The following is a 19,630-nucleotide window of genomic DNA, read 5'->3' as shown; positions in this document are numbered from 1 at the left end:
TGCAGCCATTTCTCAATATGAAATATTAAAATATCAATTTCATCTCTAAAGTTATCCTTGTATAATTATTCATAACACATAAAATCATTGATTATAAAAAAACCTCGCTCTCAAAACAAGAGCGAGGTTTTCATCATTTATTATTGACCTTTGTACATTGCATCTACTTGTTTTTGAAGTTCTTCATTTTCTAAGAACTCATCGTAAGTAGCCTCTTTATCGATTACACCGTTTGGCGTTACTTCGATAATGCGGTTTGCAATTGTTTGTACGAACTGATGGTCATGTGATGTGAATAAAATTGTACCTTTAAATGCGATTAAACCGTTGTTTAATGCAGTGATAGACTCAAGGTCTAAGTGGTTCGTTGGGTCGTCAAGTGTAATTACGTTTGCACCACTTAACATCATTTTAGATAACATACAACGAACTTTTTCGCCTCCTGATAATACAGAAACGTTCTTCTTAACTTCTTCACCTGAGAATAACATACGGCCTAAGAAACCACGTAAGAAACTTTCTGACTCATCTTGTGGAGAGAATTGACGTAACCATTCAACTAAGTTGTAGTCACTGTTCTCAAAGTATTTAGAGTTATCTCTTGGGAAGTACGATTGGGATGTTGTAACGCCCCATTTGAATGAACCACTATCTGGCTCCATTTCACCCATAAGGATTTTAAATAATGTCGTCATCGCAATATCGTTACGACCGATAAATGCAACTTTATCACCTTTATTTAAAGTGAAGTACACATTATCTAACACTTTTTCACCATCAATTGTTTTAGAAAGACCTTCAACAGTTAATAAGTCATTTCCTACTTCACGTTCTGGTGTGAAGCCAACGAATGGGTAACGACGAGATGATGGCTTAATATCATCTAATGTAATTTTATCTAATAATTTTTTACGAGAAGTTGCTTGTTTCGCTTTAGATGCGTTTGAGCTAAAGCGCGCAATGAAGTTCTGTAACTCTTTTACTTTCTCTTCTTTTTTCTTATTAGCATCTTGTGTTAATTTTAAAGCTAATTGGCTTGACTCATACCAGAAGTCATAGTTACCAACATAAAGTTGAATTTTACCGAAATCAAGATCAGCCATGTGCGTACATACTTTATTTAAGAAGTGACGGTCATGGGATACAACGATAACTGTATTTTCAAAGTTCATTAAGAAGTTTTCTAACCATTGAATCGCTTTTAAGTCCAAGTGGTTGGTAGGCTCATCTAGTAATAGAATATCAGGTTGACCGAATAAAGCTTGAGCAAGTAATACTTTTACTTTCTCTGCACCAGTTAACTCAGACATTTTCTTATCATGAAGGTCTTCACCAATACCTAAACCTTTAAGAAGGATTGCAGCTTCTGACTCAGCTTCCCAACCGTTCAGCTCAGCAAACTCACCTTCAAGTTCTGCAGCACGCATACCATCTTCATCACTAAAGTCTTCTTTCATGTAAATGGCATTTTTCTCTTGCATTACTTTGTAAAGACGAGTATGACCCATAATTACAGTTTCTAATACCGGAAACTCTTCATATTCAAAGTGGTTCTGTTTTAATACTGCTAGACGCTCGCCTGGCGTAATATGTATGTCACCTGTTGATGGTTCGATTTCTCCAGATAAAATCTTTAGAAATGTTGATTTACCAGCACCGTTTGCTCCGATTAAACCGTAGCAGTTACCTGGCGTGAATTTTATGTTAACATCTTCAAACAATTTGCGATCCGCGAAACGCAAACTAACGTTACTTACTGTAATCATTTGTGTCCTCCTACTAATACCGCTTATTTCAGCGTTTTCTCACCGATTGTCTTAAAAAATCGCATATTACGACTCAATTATTGTAGACTATAGCTATTATATAGTAGAAGCTGGATGAATAGCAACGGTTGATTGCTATTCCTTTCTTTCCAAACTCGAATAAAACCTTTGTTTTTAATTATATTAAAGTTACATACACGTTTTAAAGAGGATTCATTTTGAAAAAACATTTATAATTGGAGCATTATGTTTATCAATTGAAATAATACAATAATTTGTATGCATTTCGCATTATAAATAGCAAACTAAAACGCTCAGAAAATATTCTGAGCGTTTTTATTTCTTTCTCCAACTAAAGCACCAGTTAGTGTAAAAAGCTATTTCACCATTTGTATTGTTAATTTATCTTTTAACATTGATCTATATGAGTCAATTTCATATTTTGTATTATTGATTTTTTCTTTTTTCATTTTTAACATATCGAATATTTCTAACTCTAAATTCCTTCTAGCTTCAAGAACTTTTATCGCTCCTTCTACCCCTGAATGGTTATGTTCTTTCCCATAGCCCTGATTCGTGTAATAGTCGACAATTCCTGTGGACCATTCTGGATTTCTTTCTTTTAATGCCTTCCTAAATGAAAATTCAAGATCATCTTGTTCTACATAGAATAACATTGGATTTAGATTCTCTATGATTTTTGCAACTTTCATTACATAATTTATTATTTTTTCTTTTTGTTCACCGTATTTAATCATCCCAATCGTTAATGGATTTTGTATGAAACAACATTCAAAAATATAAACCTTATCATCTTCTAGAGCAATTTCAGCAAAATCATGCCATTTGTCAGTAATTAATTCAACATTTTTATCAAATGGCAATTCATATATATCGTTTCTTGAAATATCGTTACATAATTCGTCCGAAAGCTGGTCACCAAACTCATTTTTTATCTTTCTGTATGGTAATAAATAATTGCTTCCTTTTTTTAAAACTCTTTTAAGAAGAACTTCTTTAAAATCTCCACTGTTAGATACTAATCTATCGAATTCAAATTTATTAAAACAAGATACACCATCATAGTCGGCGGGGTGGTTCAAATTCCCTTCTAAAAATAGTTCAACTTCAATTTTATTTTGGTTTAGAATTTCATTTATTAGCTTTGCAGTGGTCGATTTTCCGAATCCAGGTAAACCTTCTACTATTATTAGTTTTGTATTCATAGCTATAAATCCCTTCCCTCAAAGTATTTAACCAAGATTAAAAAAATTACTTACTCCACTGCAATCACTCCTTCAAAACACGATATTCAACATTTCCTTTAAAAAATCCTTCTTAAATTAGCCTGATTGTTAACTTAAGAACATTTTTTCACAATCTCTATCATTATTTTAACATAAACTTTCCATTTACCTTTTAAAAAAGATAGTCCACCAGAGTGAACTATCTAAAGTAAATTATATCTTTTAAATCAAATACTTTGTCAGGAATCCCCAATCGTTGCGCTAGTGTTTTTTACTGTTTTCTTTTTCTCTTCCCGTGCAATTTAACTATATATACGTGCTTAAACACTATAATAACAGTAAAAAAGGATGCAAAATCATATGTGACTTTGCATCCCTAATTTGTGTGTTATTTTATATTTTCTATCCTATAACGGAACCAGTTACTTTTAAAAGTGGATTCTTTTATTTCCTTTCACTTAATTTCTTTGCATAATCCTTCATTTTACTCGTTACCCCTATTAAAGCAGGTAACAATATTGGCATTACAATAATAGCTAATAGTAACAGTGCAACACCAACAACGGATGCTACTTGTATAAGCGTTAATACACCTGAAGGGATCAATGCAGCAAATGTACCACCTAAAATTAGTGCTGCTGATAATACGACTCCTCCAATATGACGAGAAGCAGTTACAATTTTCGTCGCTGGGTCCCCTTCTAACTCATTGTATCTCATCATTACAAAAATACTATAATCCACTCCTAAAGCGACTATCATTATGAAACTAAAGAACGGAACATTCCAGCTTAATGAATCTACATGTAAAACATGCGTACTAATTTGTTCACTTATCCCTAATGATGCAAAGTACGCTAATAGTAACGATCCAATAATAAAGATGGTGTTTAATAATGAACGTGTAATGACGATTAGTACGATCGCAATTCCAATTAACATAATTGTAGCTGTACGTAAGAAATCTTGACCTGTTACTTCTTTTAGATCAACGTTTCTAGCTGTTGTACCTCCGATTGCTTTTTTCGCTGATTTTAATTCTGTACCATTTAACGTACCGTCTATCGTTTTATTAATTTCTTCAATAACTGGCATCGCTTCTTTTGAATACGGATTTACGTCTAAAATGATTGTCATTTTAGCAGTCTTTCTATCATGTGACATGTACGTATTCAAAGCTTTTTGGAAATCTTCTCCCTCCAAAACTTCTTTTGGAATATAAAATTTCTCAGAGCTTTTTGATTCATTTAGTTCTCCTAAATATTTCTGAGCATCCCCTAGGCCGTTACTTACCTTTTCAAGGCCTTCTGTACTTTTAGATAGTCCTGATTGTAATTGTCCCATCTGTTCTTGCAAGTCTTTCAGTCCGGTTAATAGCTGACCTTGCCCATCGTTTATTTTCGTTAATCCGGTTTGTAACTCAGATGACTTGTTTGCAATTTGTTTTGAACCTGTTGCTCCTTCATTTAATCCATTTTTAAGATCAGCTGCTCCTTTTTGTAACTTAGTAACTCCATTGCTCATTTCTTTTAAGCCGTTATCCACTTTCAATAACGACTGATTTGCTTCTTTAAATGAGCCCATTGCAGCTTTATGCTGCGTTGCTAATTGATTTAATTCATTTGAAAGCCCACCTAATTGCTTTTGAGCCTCTTTAGCAATTCCTATCGTCTGCAGAATGTTAGGATCATTTGCTAATTCTGGTTTCGTTTGAATAAAATTGGTCATTAACATTTCAATTTGTTCATAACCTTTCTTCGCACCATCAATCGCTTGAGAAATACTTCCGAAGTATTGCTCGTAAGAACTTAAACCTTTTTCTAACTGCGTATAGCCAGCATGAAGTTGTGAAGTTGCATGAGATAATACACTTATATTTTCATTTACTGAAGTTAACCCACTCTCAATTTGCTGCGCACCTTTTGCTCCGTCATTTATGCCATTTGATAGTTGATTTAAAGCTGTTCCTAATGCCGATACACTATTTTTCGCTTCATTTGTTCCATCAATTAACTTTTGAACGTTTGCAAGACTATTTGAGTCCTTATTACCCATCTTATCTTTCGCAGTAGTTAATCCATCATTAATTTCCTTTATACCACCATTGGCATCTCCTAAACCTGTATTTAGTTCACCCGCTTGTTTATTTATATATAGTTCTTTAATCCTATCACCAGTTGGACGTGTCGGTGAATATACTTCTGAAACACCTTTCACTTTCAAAATCTTATCAGTTAGTTCATCTAAAGTTTGAAGCGAACTCGCCTCATCTAACTTGTTATTCGATTGAATGACTAACGTACTTGGTGAAGAAAAACCAGGTGGAAAATGTTCTTCTATTACGTTAATCCCCATTTTCGACTCATATTTATTGTCTACTTCAAATAAATCGTTGTAATTAAGTGTATTAGAATACTTTAATATGAAAGGAATCGATATCACGAATACAATAATTAAAGCTACAAATGGTCTCACTACTGAGTTTTTCGCAAAGAATCCCCATAGACGACTGTCTTCATGACCTTTAAATGTTTTAACGGGATAAAACATCCCTTTTCCTAAAAGCACCATGAAAAACGGATTTAACGTAGTTAATACTAGTAATAAAACTGCGACACCAATTGCTACCGCTGAAGTAGATTGATATAATTTAAAACTCGCTAAAGCAAGAGATGCAAAACCAATTAGTACTGCTATCCCGCTATATAAAACGGTTTTCCCTGCCGATTTAAATGTTTCTTTCGTAGCCAAAAATGCGTTTTCTTGTTTACTTAATTCTTCTTTAAATCTCGTAAATAATAAAATGTTATAGTCTGTTCCAACCCCAAACAGGACAACAACTACAAACACTTGTGTAAAGTTAGAAAATGGAAAATTAAATTGATCTACTAAATGAGCAATAATCCCCATTGAAACTAAATATGATACCCCAACAGTAAGAAGAGAAACAATGGGAACAATAGGTGAACGGAATACAATGATTAATATTACAAGAATGAAAATAATTGAAATAACTTCAGTCTTTTTCACTCCCTCTTGAGAAGATGTAAGAAAATCACCCGCGATTAAGTCACTTCCTGTTAAGTACGTTTTTACCCCTTTCGTTTTCACTTTATTATGAAGATTATTTGAAACTTTCGATATTTCACCATGTTTTTTATCTATCGATATTTGCGTTAAAATAGTCGTATTATCTTTAGAAACGAATTGTTTCTCTAATTCTTTATTATCTAAATGTGAAACAACTTCTTTAATTCCTAATTGTTCTTTTTCATTTTGCAAAGCATTGATTGTTTTTGTTATTTCCTCTTTTTGTTCAGTCGTTAAAGCTGTTTTACTACCACTATTAAAAACCGCTATAATGTCATACTTTTCTGTCCCGTCTTTATTCATTTCTTTTATCATTTTGTCAGCAATACTACTTTGTTCTGTATTAGGAATCGTAATGTGCCCTTTTTCTTTCACTAATTTATCCATATTAGGCATCGTAACGATCATTGTAATGGTAATAACTATCCACAATAGAAAAGATAAACTTCTCCAATTTCTCAGCTTGCTCATTTGCATCATCTCCCGTGATTAAAATTTCATGTTAGTTTCGGAATGAATATTCATTCCTATAGTTTTGAAAACACCTTTCGGAATGAACGTTCATTCCTATCGTTCTATTATTTCTTTATAAATTCTATTAAACTATCCTTCCCGGAATGAATGTTCATTCCTTTAATTGTAAAGATTAATCATGTTCTGTTTTTCTTTTTATATCATTCTCGGAATGAATATTCATTCCTTTCCTTATAAAGCTATAGAATCAAATGATTCTAATAGCGTTCCAAGAGCTTTCTTCCAATTCTTTTACTAATTCTTTTGAGTACTCTAATTGCCCTGTTGCAATTACTTTCGTTAATTTTTCAAGTGGTTGATATACAATAATAATTAAAGCAACTGGAGGCAATGGACGAAGAAAACCTTTTGCGATTCCATCTTCAATAATATTCATAAAGAAACCTATAAAATCGTCAAATATTTGCTTACTCTGTTCGTCAAGAAAATAACTATCGCAGTGAGAATTTGTAAATAAAAAAGCATCTACATTGTTTCTCGCAAATTCAAATAAACGGTTGTACGTATGACTAAACTGTTCACGAATATTTGCTTCAACAGGAAAATCCGTTTTTATCATTTCAGAAAGCTCTAACATACTTTTTGAAAATAATGAGTTAACAAGCGCCTCTTTATTTTCAAAATAGCGATAAATAGTACCCGCACCGACTTTTGCCTTTTCAGCGATCATTGGAATTGTCGTACCATCATAACCACGCTCTGCAAAAAGTTGCATCGCAGCATCAAAAATATCCTCTTGTTTGTTTTTAGCCATTTTTTCCACCTCTATTTTCAGGAATGAAAATTCATTCCGTTTTTAATTATAAATTACATGGAGTAAAAGTCAAGTGTTTGGCAAGTATCATTGCGTTCTTAATCCCTTGTTTGTGAATAAATTTATATCAGCGATTATTAGAATATATCAGCGCAAGTCTAATTTTATCAGCGATTTTCAGAATATATCGGCGCATCTCCAATTATATCAGCGATTTTCAAAATATATCGACTTACCGACAAAAACTGACAACCAAAGAGAAAGCTGTCCCAAAATTTGATTTTGAGCAGCCCTATTTTTTAAAAGAAATCATAAATAAATGCATCTCGTACTGGAACTATTTTCTCAAACGCTTGTAGTTCCTCTTCGCTTCCGCTAATTAATTCTAATTCATTTAGTTCTAATGGGCGTTTGTATCCAAGCAATATTGCAGATAGTGCATTTATATCTAGCTTGATCCCTTTATCCATTGGTTCTTCTATAATTGTTATTTCATAATTTACAAGTCTCACCGATACATTATTCCACGGTGCAAATGAATCTGTAATGTGTAAAATGACTTCTTGTTGTACATTGTTCCAGTTTAACTCATACTGTTTTAAGAACTGCTCTACATCTACAATTCTTCCCATAAAATATGGTTTTATTTCTGTCTTCACACGTGGCTCTTGCAATGTATATAACAACGGTTCGTTTTCATTTACTGTCATTTCAAGTTCTTTAATCATAGAATCATGCTGGCAAATAAAGTTCCATAGACCATTTCGTGCTTCATTATGCAGTGGTACAAATTCTTCTACAGTCATTTTAGATTTTTCTATTTTATATAACATATAGCCAGCTGCCGTTTTATTTTCATCGTAATAAATCGCTAATGTTAAGTCATCATAAACAGCCTGTAACCACCATTTTTCATTGCGAACAAGCATACCAGAAAAACGTTCTGCAAATGTTTCATAAAGCTTCTCGACCTCTTCTGGGTGATTTTCTTTATTGAAACGTTTCACAGTACCATTCACTTGTTTTTTCATAACTAAATCACTCTTTGTCAAATGACATACGAGAAGATTCGCACAAAGTTCCCAGCCGTATTTACGGTAAAATGTAACAGCAAATGGATGTAACATCGATACTGTATATCCGTCTTTTTTCATCGTTTGAAGTGAATGTTGAAGTAATTCTTTCACATATCCGCTTCTTCTGTATTCTGGATACGTTGCTACCCCTGCAACGCCACCCATTTTAAATTTTTCTTTTCCTATGTATATATGAAACGGAATAAGGTGTAGTTTTGCAGCTAAGTCATTACCTTCCATAATACCGTATACTTCATGACTTTCCTTCATTTTTGTAAGTTGCTGCTGCATTCTTTCTTCTTCTACTTTATATTGAAAAGCGTATTCTGATAAGCGTAGTGCTTCTCTAAATTTATCTTCTTTTAATCGTATAACGTTCATATGTTTCTCCTCCCTCCTTTATTTGAATTGTACCATAATTTAAAATATTAAAGTGCGGTGAATGAAATTATAATGACTTAACGACACAAATTCAATATAAAAAAGCAGATACATCCTGTATCTGCTTCTCATTACTTTATCCCGCTTTAACGGGCAGTAAGACCCCCACCTCAAAATTCAGCGAAAGCAAAGAATTTAGGTAGGGGATCAACTGCCCGTAAAAGTCCGATTGGTTCAACTAATAATCAGTGGGGGATGAAGAACCCCCCACTGATTAAAGTTTCACTTTATTTAGCTAACTTTTGAAGTTCTTCGAAGAATGTAGGGTATGATACACCTACTGCTTCTGCGTCTTCAATTGTTGTTTTACCTTCTGCTAGACAGCCGGCAATCGCAAGCATCATTCCGATGCGGTGATCACCATAACTATTTACTGTATTGCCTTTTAGAGCTGATTTTCCGTAAATGATCATACCGTCATCAGTTGCTTCTATACGAGCACCAAGTTTCGTTAATTCCGCTACAACTGTATCAATACGGTTCGTTTCTTTTACTTTTAATTCGTGTGCATCCTTAATAACTGTAATTCCTTCTGCTTGCGTTGCCGCTAATGCAATTACAGGAATTTCATCGATTAATCTTGGGATAATATCTCCGCCGATTTCGATTCCTTTTAATGAAGATGTTTCAATTGTAATGTTTGCAGCTGGTTCTGATGCTCCTTCGTTAATTGGCTCTACAGTGAACGTAGCACCCATTTTCTCTAAAACATCAATAATACCTGTACGTGTTGGATTCATGCCTACATTTTGTAATACTAGTTTACTATTTGGAATAATTGCACCTGCTACTAAGAAAAAGGCAGCTGATGATACGTCACCTGGTACTTGAACATCTGTCGCTGTTAACTTTTGTCCACCTGCTAGTTTCACTGTCTTTCCTTCGCGAGTCACTTTAACGCCAAATGCTTCAAGCATCCTTTCCGTATGATCACGTGAAATATGTGGTTCTGTAACAGCTGTTACACCTTCTGCACGAAGCCCTGCAAGTAAAATAGCTGACTTTACTTGTGCGCTTGCTACCGGCGAAGTGTATTCAATTGCTTTTAAATCTCCACCACGTATTGTTAGCGGTGTAAACGTTCCTTCTTCGCGCCCATCAATGTTCGCACCCATTTGTTTTAATGGATTTGTTACACGTTTCATCGGTCTTTTTGCGATAGACGCATCACCTTGTACGCAAGAGAAAAATGGTGTATTTGCCAAAATTCCTGACATTAAACGTATAGTTGTACCAGAATTACCAACATCTAATACAGCTTTCGGTTCTTGTAAACCTTCTAATCCTTTACCAACTACAGTGACTTCATCACCGTTTTGCACAATGTCTACTCCCATATCTTTAAAACAAGAAATCGTACTTAAACAATCTGCACCGGGCAAGAAACCTTTAATTGTTGTTTTTCCTTCTGCAATCGCACCGAACATGACAGCGCGGTGAGAAATCGATTTATCTCCTGGAATTGTAATGTTGCCATTTAATCCGTTATTAACAGGTTGTATTGTTCTTTCCTTCACGTTTTCACCTTCTCATTTAAATTGTTTCATAAGTTTGGTATTTTTCTTCTCCAAGCACTAGCTTTGCTTTCATACGATCTTCTTCTCGCTGGAAGCTAATACGTAATACCCCAAGCAATCCTTCACGCGCTTCTAATATTTGCAAGTTCGTAATACTAATTTCTTCGCGCGCTAAAATACTCGTAATGTGAGCCAATGCCCCTACTTTATCTAAAACATCGACGTATAAGTCGTGATAGGCAGGAATTGCTCCTCTCTTTCGTACTGGTAAAGAGTCTCGGTATTCTTTCGCGTCTGCAAAATAGTTTTGAATCTCGCCTGCATCTCCGGTAGAAACTGTATCATATAAATCTTCCATTTCAGAGATCCACTCTTTTAATAATACCATTAAATGCTCTCGATTTTGCTTAACAATATCACTCCACATTTTCGGACTACTAGATGCAATGCGTGTAATATCTTTAAAACCTCCAGCAGCTAGCTGATGAATGAGTGGATTCTCTCCTGCATGTTTTTCTACTTGCTTTACTAATCCAGCGGCAATAAGATGCGGGAAATGACTTACAATCCCTGTTACATAATCATGTTCTTCTGTATTTAAAACAAGGAAATGTGACCCTGTTCCTTTTAACCAATCTTTTAACTCTTCCACATGTTCATTTGGCACATGATTCATTGGTGTTAAAATGTAAAATGCATTTTCAAATAAATGCGCTTTTGCACTTTCAACTCCCGTTTTATGAGAACCCGCCATCGGATGTCCACCAATGAAAGAAACTTCCTTTGAAAATAAAGCTTCCGCTTCATTCATAATCGTCCCTTTCGTACTACCAACATCGGTTACGATAACATCTTCTCGTAACCGAAATGACGCTAATTTGTGTAATAACTTCTTCGTTTCTTCAACTGGAGAAGCAAAAACAATTAAATGTGCCTCTTCACATGCATGCTGTAAATCAACTGCTATTTCATCTACTACTTGTAATTCTTTTGCACGTTCTACTTGTTCTTGAAATATATCATAACCTGTTATCGTTACATCGTGCTCTTTCTTAATTGCTAATGCGAGAGAGCCTCCGATTAAACCAGTTCCAATTAATACTACCTTCTTACGCATTTGCCTCATCTCGAGACTTTCTTTTTTTATTTTCAAAGTGTTGTTGTAACACTGAAATCACTCCTTCATTTTGCTCCCTTGTTCCGACTGTAATACGGACGCCATTTGGGAACGGACGAATAATAAATCCTGCGTGTGCACAAGCTTCATAAATCTCTCCAGCATTCTCAACTGGCAAGAAGATGAAATTTGTTTGCGATGGATAAAATGGAATATCATGTTCCTTACAAAAGCTCTCGTATTGTTGTAATCCCTCTGTATTTACACGAACTATTTCCTCAATAAACTCCTCATCACCAAAAGCAATCGTAGCTGCTTTTTGCGCTAATGAAGATACGTTAAATGGCAAACGTACGACATTTAATTTTTCGATTAACTCTTCCTGTCCAATTGCATATCCTACGCGGAAAGAAGCTAATCCGTACGCTTTAGAAAACGTTCTAAGTACAAGAATGTTTTTATGTTTTTGTAAAAGCGGTAATGTCTCTGGGAAATCTTTTGCTGTTACGTATTCATAGTACGCTTCATCAATGACAATTAACGTATTTTCACTAATCCCTTCAATGAATTGAGTCAATTTTCGGTCATTCACATATGTGCCTGTCGGATTATTCGGATTACAAATCCATACGATTTTTGTATTGTTATCTACTACTGAAGAAATTTCGTCTAAGTCGTATACACCGTTATTTAACGCAACTTCCTTCACTTCGCAACCTTCTATAATTGCATGATGACGGTACTGCGGGAATGTTGCCCCAGCCGTTACGATGTTATCTCCTGCTTTAAGTACTGCACGGCTTATGATTTGAATGACTTCATCTAAACCACTACCGCAAAGTACTTGTTCCATTTGCACATGTAACTTATTTGCAATTGTTTGACGGAGTGTTGTAGCACCTCCGTCAGGATATAAAGCATGATCCAACCACGATTTTTGCAACTCATCTAAAACACGTGGCGAACAGCCGAATGGATTTTCATTCGATGCTAATTTCACAAACGAATGATCTCCGTACACTTCTTTCATTTGTTCAGGTGATTTACCTGGTTTATATGGTTGTAATGATAATAGTTGATCTTTTACTTGCATGTTAAAACCACCTTTTTATTAAAATTCTTTTGCGTATTTATTATGTTGCGTAATGTTTTGTTGAATTAATTCCATACGATCTTTTCCGAATTGTTCGACTAGTGCATGTGCAAGTTCCCATGCTACAACAGATTCAGCTACTACACCTGCTGCTGGTACTGCACAGCTATCAGATCTTTCAATACTCGCTTGGAATGCTTCTTTCGTATCAATATCAACACTTGCTAACGGTTTGTATAATGTAGGTATTGGTTTCATTACACCTCTTACGACAATTGGCATTCCCGTTGTCATACCGCCTTCTAAACCGCCGGCATTATTCGTTTTTCTCGTGTATCCTTGTTCCTCATCCCATAAAATTTCATCATGCACTTTACTACCTGGCTGTCTTGCCGCTTCAAAACCAACGCCGATTTCAGCACCTTTAAATGCATTAATACTCATAATCGCACCAGCAAGTTTTGCATCTAATTTACGATCGTAATGAACGTAACTACCAACGCCAATCGGCATTCCTTCTGCAATGACTTCAACAATGCCGCCGATTGAATCTCCACTACTTTTAGCGTTATCTATCGCATCCATCATCTCTTGTTCTACTGTTTTATCTAAACATCGAACTGGTGAGCTTTCAGTAATTGTTTGAATTTCTTCAATTGATAAGTTTGAAATATGTTTTGCTTTTACTCCACCGATTTCAAGTACATGCCCTGCAATTTCTACGCCTAATTCTTTTAAAATTTGTTTCGCAACTGCTCCAGCTGCAACCCTTACTGTCGTTTCTCTTGCAGATGAGCGCTCTAGTACGTTTCTTATATCACGGTGACCGTATTTAATTGCCCCGTTTAAATCCGCATGTCCTGGACGTGGTTTCGTAATTGTACGTTTCATTTCTTTACTTTCTTTTTCCGAAATTGGATCTGCACCCATTACTTTCGTCCAATGTTTGAAATCATCATTTTTTACGATTAACGTAATGGGTGAGCCAAGTGTCATCCCATGACGAACACCACTTACAATTTCAACTGTATCCGTTTCAATTTGCATACGTCTTCCGCGTCCGTGTCCTTTTTGTCTTCTTAATAATTCTTTATTAATATGTTCCGCCGCCAGCGTTAAACCTGCTGGTACACCTTCTAAAATAACTGTTAACTGCGGTCCATGTGATTCTCCAGCTGTAATGTATCTCATTTCTCTTGCCCCTTTACTATTTTTTTGTACAAAAAAGTCCCTACTGAGCGCTCAGTAGGGACGATGTTCATCGCGGTACCACCCTAGTTGTAGACTTCTTTCGTCTACCTCTCTTCTTCTTTAACGATCATTAGACCGTCTTTCCCATCAAAACTTGACGAAAAAGATGCTCCAAGGCTGTAATTCATGCTTATCTTTGTACTGATTCACACCGACCATCAGCTCTCTTTAACAGTGAGATAAGCACTACTGTTTCCTCTTCAGCGCATATATAATATGGAATTAAGATAATTTATTTTTGAAACCTTTTAACTCTTCCATGAATCTATGGAATTCCGGAATATCCATTTGTTGTGCAGAATCTGATAATGCAACTGCTGGGTCTGGATGTACTTCAGCCATTACTGCATCTGCACCAATTGCAAGAGCCGCTTTCGCTGTTGGTAATAATAAATCTCTACGTCCAGTTGAATGCGTTACGTCAACAACAACTGGTAAATGTGTTTCTTTCTTTAAAATCGGTACAGCAGAAATGTCTAATGTGTTACGTGTCGCTCTTTCGTATGTGCGGATACCACGCTCACATAGAATAATTTGGTCGTTACCCTGTGCAATAATGTATTCTGCTGCATTAATGAACTCATCAATTGTTGCTGCTAATCCACGTTTTAATAATACTGGCTTGTTAACTTTACCTACAGCTCGTAGTAAATCAAAGTTTTGCATGTTACGTGCACCAACTTGAATTACATCAACGTAGTCTAATGCCATTTCAACATCATTTGGATTTAAAATCTCACTAATGATTGCTAAGTCGAACTCATCTGCTACTTGGCGTAAAATTTGTAGCCCTTCTACTCCTAAACCTTGGAAATCGTATGGCGATGTTCTCGGTTTGAAAGCACCACCGCGCATTAATTTTAAGCCTTGGTCTTTCATCGCTTGCCCTACTTGGCGAACTTGCTCTAAGCTTTCTACCGCACAAGGTCCCATAATGAACGTTTGTGTTCCGTTACCAATCAATTCACCTTTTACATCAACGATTGTGTTTTCTTGTTTCTTTTTACGTGATACTAATAATGCTTTACGGTTATCATCTTCTTGTAATTCTAAGCTAGCTTTGAAGATTGTTTTGAAAATATGTTGAACTGTTGATGTTTCGAATGGTCCTTCGTTATTCTCTGCAATCATATCAAGCACTTCACGCTCACGTACTGGATCAAAACGTTTTGTACCTTGTACTTGCTTTTGTTCCCCAATTTTTTGAACGATTTCACCGCGTTTGTTTAAAAGGTGTAATAGTTGTAAGTTAATTTCATCTACCTGTTTACGTAATTGATCTAATTCATGATTTGCCATTTGGAAATCCTCCTCTAATGTTTTAAAAGTATAGTAAGAGAATGAAAAATTCTCTATTTTCTGAACTGGTCAATTATACAAATTTAAAGTGGAATCGATACCTCTTCTTATTTTAAACTAATAACTCGTACAAAGACACTATCTACTAGTTAAAAACCCACTTTTTTTGTACAAAAAATCCCTACTGATGCAATCAGTAGGGACGATATTTATCGCGGTACCACCCTAGTTGTAGACTTCTTTCGTCTACCTCTCTTCATTGTTAACGATCATCTGACCGTCTTTCCCTTCATAAAGATCATACTATCTTTACTACGAAAAAGATGCTCTAGGACTGTAATTCGCTCTTGTTTTTGTACTGGTTCACACCGACCACCAGCTCTCTGTTACAGGGAAACAACAACTACTGCTTTTCCTTTCAACGCATGCATATTTAATTTTCAAGTTGGGCCACTAAAATACAAAAAGTCCCTACTGAATAAATCAGTAGGGACGATATTTATCGCGGTACCACCCTAGTTGTAGACTACACTTCTGTCTACCTCTCTTCACTGTTAACGATCAATTGACCGCTTTTTCTTCATAAAGACAATACTATCTTTACTACGAAAAAGATGCTCCAAGACTGTAATTCATGATTATCCCTGTACTGGTTCACACCAACCACCAGCTCTCTGTTACAGTAAGACTAACCACTACTGTGATCTCTTCATTGCACTTTGTTTATTCAAATGTTTTTTGAAATTGAATAAGTATGATTCGTATTATAGAACGCTTTTTAAAACACTGTCAATAACTTTTTATATATTTTTTCAAATTACATTTTTGCTCTACATTTCTTCTTGTAAATTCTCCAGAACAATTCCGATGCGAATTATCTCATTATCTATTGCATTTATTACACATTTTTCTACTCTATATCCAATTAATAATTCTTTTATTTGAATGATTTCAGTTTCAAGTAAATTAGCTTCCTGAAGCGTTTGCAGTAAAGTGAAAAATACGTTTGCATACAATTCTTTATACATCTTTATACTCTCTGTCTTCTCAAGTATTTCATGAAATAACTGTTTTACCTCCGTTTGATTCCCTTTTCCACCCACGTCCGAAAATGATTTACAAATTATCAATAAGCCTCTTTCTACTATTTCATCCATAAATAATATAATACGTAAAAGCATTACATATTCTCTAGCTGTGATTCCCCCCATTTTCGGTCGCTCTCGCAAAAATATACTGAGCCAAGCTGCCCAAAATTTTTGTTGTTCTTTTGCACTTAACGTTTTGACATAATAGCATAAGAACTGCATAAATTTAATTTTATTTTCTTCATTTTCTCGTATAAGTAAAGGGTATAACCAATCTGTTTTTTGCTCCCAATACAGTACACATTTAATAAATACAAAACTGAGCCATTTTAAGAAAGCTTCCCTCGTATGCGGATGTAATACTTCCAAATGTTCTACCGCGTACTTAATAAATCGCTTCATTTCTGTAAATAAGGGTAAATTGATTTGTGTGTAACATAAGCCTGCCCATGCATATTTCGTAATCTCATTTTCCTTCTTTAACTCTAAGTACGGTAACAAATATTTTCGGCACCATTGCTTCTCAATATGATAAAGAAATGTAATGTCTGCTACTAAACGAGCTATCATAAAATTTGTCCGTTCTGTACTAATTCTTACTTGTTCTTCAAACAAAAATAAATATTCATACACATTACGATCGTATAAATGATCATATGATAACAGTTTTAATAATACTGCTGTCATTTTCCCAACAGGATGCTGAATCGATTCATTGTAAAAATCTTGTTTTCCAAGCTTAAAATCCGTATCACTTTTCATTACTTGAGGGAATACCGAAAAAGCAAATCGCTTTACATTGCGTATACTATTTTCCTCTAACTCTTCTAATCGATTACTAATTTCATATAGAAAGCTACTAATTAACCAATGAAAAGCTGTATTTCTAACAAATTTCTGTAATAGAGGAATAACTTTTTGTATTTGTTCATTTGTCAGTCCTCGGTTATTTCGCCACTCTCTAATACAAACAAACCATACTTCATTACTTATTTCGTGCATTCCAACTAATTGATATGCAAATGAAATACTCCATTCTGTATTCAATTTACATGCTTTCGATAACATCTCTAAAAAATGACGTTGTTCAAAAACACCATCTTGAGAATATTGCTGAACTTGTTTCATAATTTCCTCATCTTTTAGCTGCAATAATCCATCGGCAGTTACATTACAAGTAATACTTTGTTCTGCGACCTCTTTCTTTTGTACACTGTATCGATCAGAATGAAAGTGAGGATGTTTTTGCTTCATTAACTCATAACCTTTTGCTGTAGATGGACTATTTGTATCACAATTGAATAATAAATCTAAAACGAAACAAACATCAAATGCCCTCTCCTCTGCAAGATCCTTCAGTACAATTTGAATGACTTCTTCTTTTGTTTTTTCTAAAGAGAGTGCGTAATGATTTTTTATAAGTTGAAAAACTTCTTGTTTATACGTGACATCTAAAAGAATCCCTTCCTGTAACAACCATTTTATTTTCTCATCGGCGCTAACAAATATATTTTTATTCATCGCATCAATTGCAATTCGATTTTGAAGTACGCTGTTTGCTTCTATCATTTCTGTAATATAATAATTTGCTTTTTTCTCATTGTTTTCACATAAATAGGCTAAACACTCTTTTACAATTTGAATTAAAAACGCTAGATCATTTTGTTGAAACTCTTTCTCAACATTTTCCTTATCCCTTTTTTTCAGTGCCGCTTGCCTTAGTGATAACATCCGCATCTTCTCTATTCCCATCATCATAATTGGAACGGCGTAATAAGAAATATGCGGTTTCATCTTTTCATTCCAAATTTGCTCCACAAAAGAAAATGTAGACACGGGTAAACGACTCGATTCCTCAAGTTCTATTGATTCCCCGGTATCATTTCCCCACTTTCTTTCACGCTTCAACTTAAGTTTGCCGTCCAAAATAAACGTTAGTAACAATAAAGCAATTTCTTTATGCTCAGGAAAAGAACATTTTTGCAGTAAGTAAGAAATTGTTTCGATCGATTTACTATCTTTTTCAGCTGTTTCTAATAAAAGGAGTGTCCACCTTGCAAACAACAAAGGGTCCATTTTCATTTTCGTTTCGTTTAAGTAGCTACAAATTGTTCTCCATAATAATGGAGATAGTTTAGAATGATTTTTAAAAATTAATTGAAATAATTCTTTTTGATGACTAAAAAGAAATTGTTCCACTAACCATTTTGCCAGTAATTCATCTACCTCGTTATAGTTTGATGTAATTAAAAATAAATTTTGTAATTTCCCTTCCGCTTCAAGCCATTCCACCCATTCATAATCGTGAGCAAATTCAACAAAGTAGCGGACTGTTTCAATTTTTTTTATGGATTGTTTTATGTATGATAATTGTTCCTGCTCTACTGACGGCGGAACTGTTACTATGTCACGAATTCGCATTCGTTTCGTAATATAATTATCCCCCATTAACTCAGCCCATCGTTTCACTGCTTTAACGAGAGATTGATGATTATTACCTTTATTCGGATATACAATCGGCCGTATTCCTAAATGCTCCCAGTGGTACGTATTTTCCCCTTGTGCGACAAATGCATAACGTCTTGTACTTGGTGGTAAACCAGTTGCTAAATATTTCATTACTGGGTCATTATGGCTATATCCAACGAATAAAACGGTATAATTCGAGAATAAATCAACTAAAAATCTTCTTGCCCATCCTTCTGTCAAGTAAGCCCTTCCAAAATCACCATCTGTTAAAATTAACGCTTCTTTTTCTTGTTCTATATTGCCATGTATGTAAGCGAGTCCTTTAAACGCTCTACCTGTAGGTAACGCAGGTGCGTAATATACGTTTAATTCTCTATTCATTTCTTTCATTGCAGTTGTAAAATGTCGATCAAAATTTGTTGTTACAATACGGACTTCTGTATCTAAAGGAAACAACCTCGGAATCGCATAATGAAGCGGATTCGGCTTTGACTTTTCAATATGAACTAAATCTCTTGCAACTTGATGTACATCTTTTGTTTTCGCAATTTTACCAAGATAATAATCATGCGGTTCTGTTATTTCACGTTTTTCGACATATAACGTCTTTGCAATTTCATCAACTAAATCATCAAAATTCGGTAAGTTTGATTTCCCTTTCATAGAAACTCCCGCTCCAACAAATAGTACTAACTTCCCTTTTTCAAGATGATCAATTAACTCGTCTGGAATTTCTACTTCTGAAGTAATCCACACCGAGGATTCCCCCTTACCTAAAAATGTCATATACTCTCATTTTACTATAACATTTTTCCTTTGTTTTTTTAATATTTAGACAAAGTATGAGCATGAAAAAGTTTTATGTAAATATATCCGTTACAATGTATG

11 protein-coding genes and 3 other annotated features are annotated in these 19,630 nt (G+C 34.8%); all 11 genes read right to left on the bottom strand.

Features of this window, described 5'->3' with window-relative positions; translation table 11 throughout:
• Positions 1 to 140: 140 nt before the first annotated feature.
• The 11 genes from MR070_RS12230 to MR070_RS12180 all read right to left on the bottom strand — a co-directional run bounded on the left by MR070_RS12230 (position 141) and on the right by MR070_RS12180 (position 19,528).
• Positions 141 to 1,766 (bottom strand): ABC-F family ATP-binding cassette domain-containing protein, encoded by a 1,626-nt coding sequence (locus MR070_RS12230; RefSeq protein WP_000633868.1) that lies wholly within the window; start codon positions 1,764 to 1,766, stop codon positions 141 to 143.
• A 377-nt stretch (positions 1,767 to 2,143) separates the two neighbouring features.
• Positions 2,144 to 2,992, bottom strand: a complete 849-nt coding sequence (locus MR070_RS12225; RefSeq protein WP_070806305.1) for a P-loop NTPase family protein — start codon at positions 2,990 to 2,992, stop codon at positions 2,144 to 2,146.
• Between the two features lie 465 nt (positions 2,993 to 3,457).
• Positions 3,458 to 6,574: an MMPL family transporter gene (locus MR070_RS12220; protein ID WP_242261402.1), complete on the bottom strand. Its 3,117-nt coding sequence runs from the start codon at positions 6,572 to 6,574 to the stop codon at positions 3,458 to 3,460.
• A gap of 250 nt (positions 6,575 to 6,824) precedes the next feature.
• The gene (locus MR070_RS12215) at positions 6,825 to 7,391 is read right to left on the bottom strand and encodes a TetR/AcrR family transcriptional regulator (RefSeq protein ID WP_001107302.1); all 567 of its coding nucleotides are present in this window, start codon (positions 7,389 to 7,391) and stop codon (positions 6,825 to 6,827) included.
• 299 nt (positions 7,392 to 7,690) lie between these two features.
• Positions 7,691 to 8,848, bottom strand: a complete 1,158-nt coding sequence (locus tag MR070_RS12210; protein ID WP_242261401.1) for a GNAT family N-acetyltransferase — start codon at positions 8,846 to 8,848, stop codon at positions 7,691 to 7,693.
• 287 nt (positions 8,849 to 9,135) lie between these two features.
• A complete protein-coding gene (gene aroA / locus MR070_RS12205; RefSeq protein WP_242261400.1) occupies positions 9,136 to 10,425 on the bottom strand; it encodes a 3-phosphoshikimate 1-carboxyvinyltransferase in 1,290 nt (429 codons plus the stop codon).
• 16 nt (positions 10,426 to 10,441) lie between these two features.
• Positions 10,442 to 11,542: a prephenate dehydrogenase gene (gene tyrA / locus MR070_RS12200; protein ID WP_242261399.1), complete on the bottom strand. Its 1,101-nt coding sequence runs from the start codon at positions 11,540 to 11,542 to the stop codon at positions 10,442 to 10,444.
• On the bottom strand, positions 11,535 to 12,635 hold the full coding sequence (hisC, locus tag MR070_RS12195; protein WP_139895311.1) for a histidinol-phosphate transaminase: 1,101 nt from the start codon (positions 12,633 to 12,635) through the stop codon (positions 11,535 to 11,537). The genes tyrA and hisC overlap by 8 nt, the downstream gene beginning before the upstream one ends.
• 18 nt (positions 12,636 to 12,653) lie before the next feature.
• Complete coding sequence (aroC, locus tag MR070_RS12190; protein WP_001269401.1) at positions 12,654 to 13,826, bottom strand: chorismate synthase; 1,173 nt, start codon at positions 13,824 to 13,826, stop codon at positions 12,654 to 12,656.
• Positions 13,827 to 13,879: 53 nt separating this feature from the next.
• Positions 13,880 to 14,099 (bottom strand) — a binding site (T-box leader).
• A gap of 9 nt (positions 14,100 to 14,108) precedes the next feature.
• Positions 14,109 to 15,185 carry a bifunctional 3-deoxy-7-phosphoheptulonate synthase/chorismate mutase gene (locus MR070_RS12185; RefSeq protein WP_001273582.1) on the bottom strand — a complete coding sequence of 359 codons (1,077 nt, stop codon included), beginning with the start codon at positions 15,183 to 15,185 and terminating at the stop codon, positions 14,109 to 14,111.
• A gap of 195 nt (positions 15,186 to 15,380) precedes the next feature.
• Positions 15,381 to 15,616 (bottom strand) — a binding site (T-box leader).
• Positions 15,617 to 15,670: 54 nt separating this feature from the next.
• Positions 15,671 to 15,907: a binding site (T-box leader), on the bottom strand.
• A 108-nt stretch (positions 15,908 to 16,015) separates the two neighbouring features.
• On the bottom strand, positions 16,016 to 19,528 hold the full coding sequence (locus tag MR070_RS12180) for a DUF4020 domain-containing protein (RefSeq protein ID WP_242261398.1): 3,513 nt from the start codon (positions 19,526 to 19,528) through the stop codon (positions 16,016 to 16,018).
• Between the last annotated feature and the right edge of the window lie 102 nt (positions 19,529 to 19,630).

It is taken from the genome of Bacillus cereus group sp. BfR-BA-01453, assembly GCF_022662915.1.
GTDB classification, from domain to species: domain Bacteria; phylum Bacillota; class Bacilli; order Bacillales; family Bacillaceae_G; genus Bacillus_A; species Bacillus_A paranthracis.
Note: the sequence above shows the minus strand (reverse complement) of the source record. Positions and strands in the feature narration are given on the sequence as shown.

Bases quoted from the DNA above. Each gene is read 5' to 3' on its own strand.
- MR070_RS12225 (WP_070806305.1), bottom strand. From the start codon at position 2,992: ATGAATACAAAACTAATAATAGTAGAAGGTTTACCTGGATTCGGAAAA.
- hisC (WP_139895311.1), bottom strand. From the start codon at position 12,635: ATGCAAGTAAAAGATCAACTATTATCATTACAACCATATAAACCAGGT.
- MR070_RS12230 (WP_000633868.1), bottom strand. From the start codon at position 1,766: ATGATTACAGTAAGTAACGTTAGTTTGCGTTTCGCGGATCGCAAATTG.
- aroC (WP_001269401.1), bottom strand. From the start codon at position 13,826: ATGAGATACATTACAGCTGGAGAATCACATGGACCGCAGTTAACAGTT.
- tyrA (WP_242261399.1), bottom strand. From the start codon at position 11,542: ATGCGTAAGAAGGTAGTATTAATTGGAACTGGTTTAATCGGAGGCTCT.
- MR070_RS12215 (WP_001107302.1), bottom strand. From the start codon at position 7,391: ATGGCTAAAAACAAACAAGAGGATATTTTTGATGCTGCGATGCAACTT.
- MR070_RS12180 (WP_242261398.1), bottom strand. From the start codon at position 19,528: ATGACATTTTTAGGTAAGGGGGAATCCTCGGTGTGGATTACTTCAGAA.
- MR070_RS12220 (WP_242261402.1), bottom strand. From the start codon at position 6,574: ATGAGCAAGCTGAGAAATTGGAGAAGTTTATCTTTTCTATTGTGGATA.
- MR070_RS12210 (WP_242261401.1), bottom strand. From the start codon at position 8,848: ATGAACGTTATACGATTAAAAGAAGATAAATTTAGAGAAGCACTACGC.
- MR070_RS12185 (WP_001273582.1), bottom strand. From the start codon at position 15,185: ATGGCAAATCATGAATTAGATCAATTACGTAAACAGGTAGATGAAATT.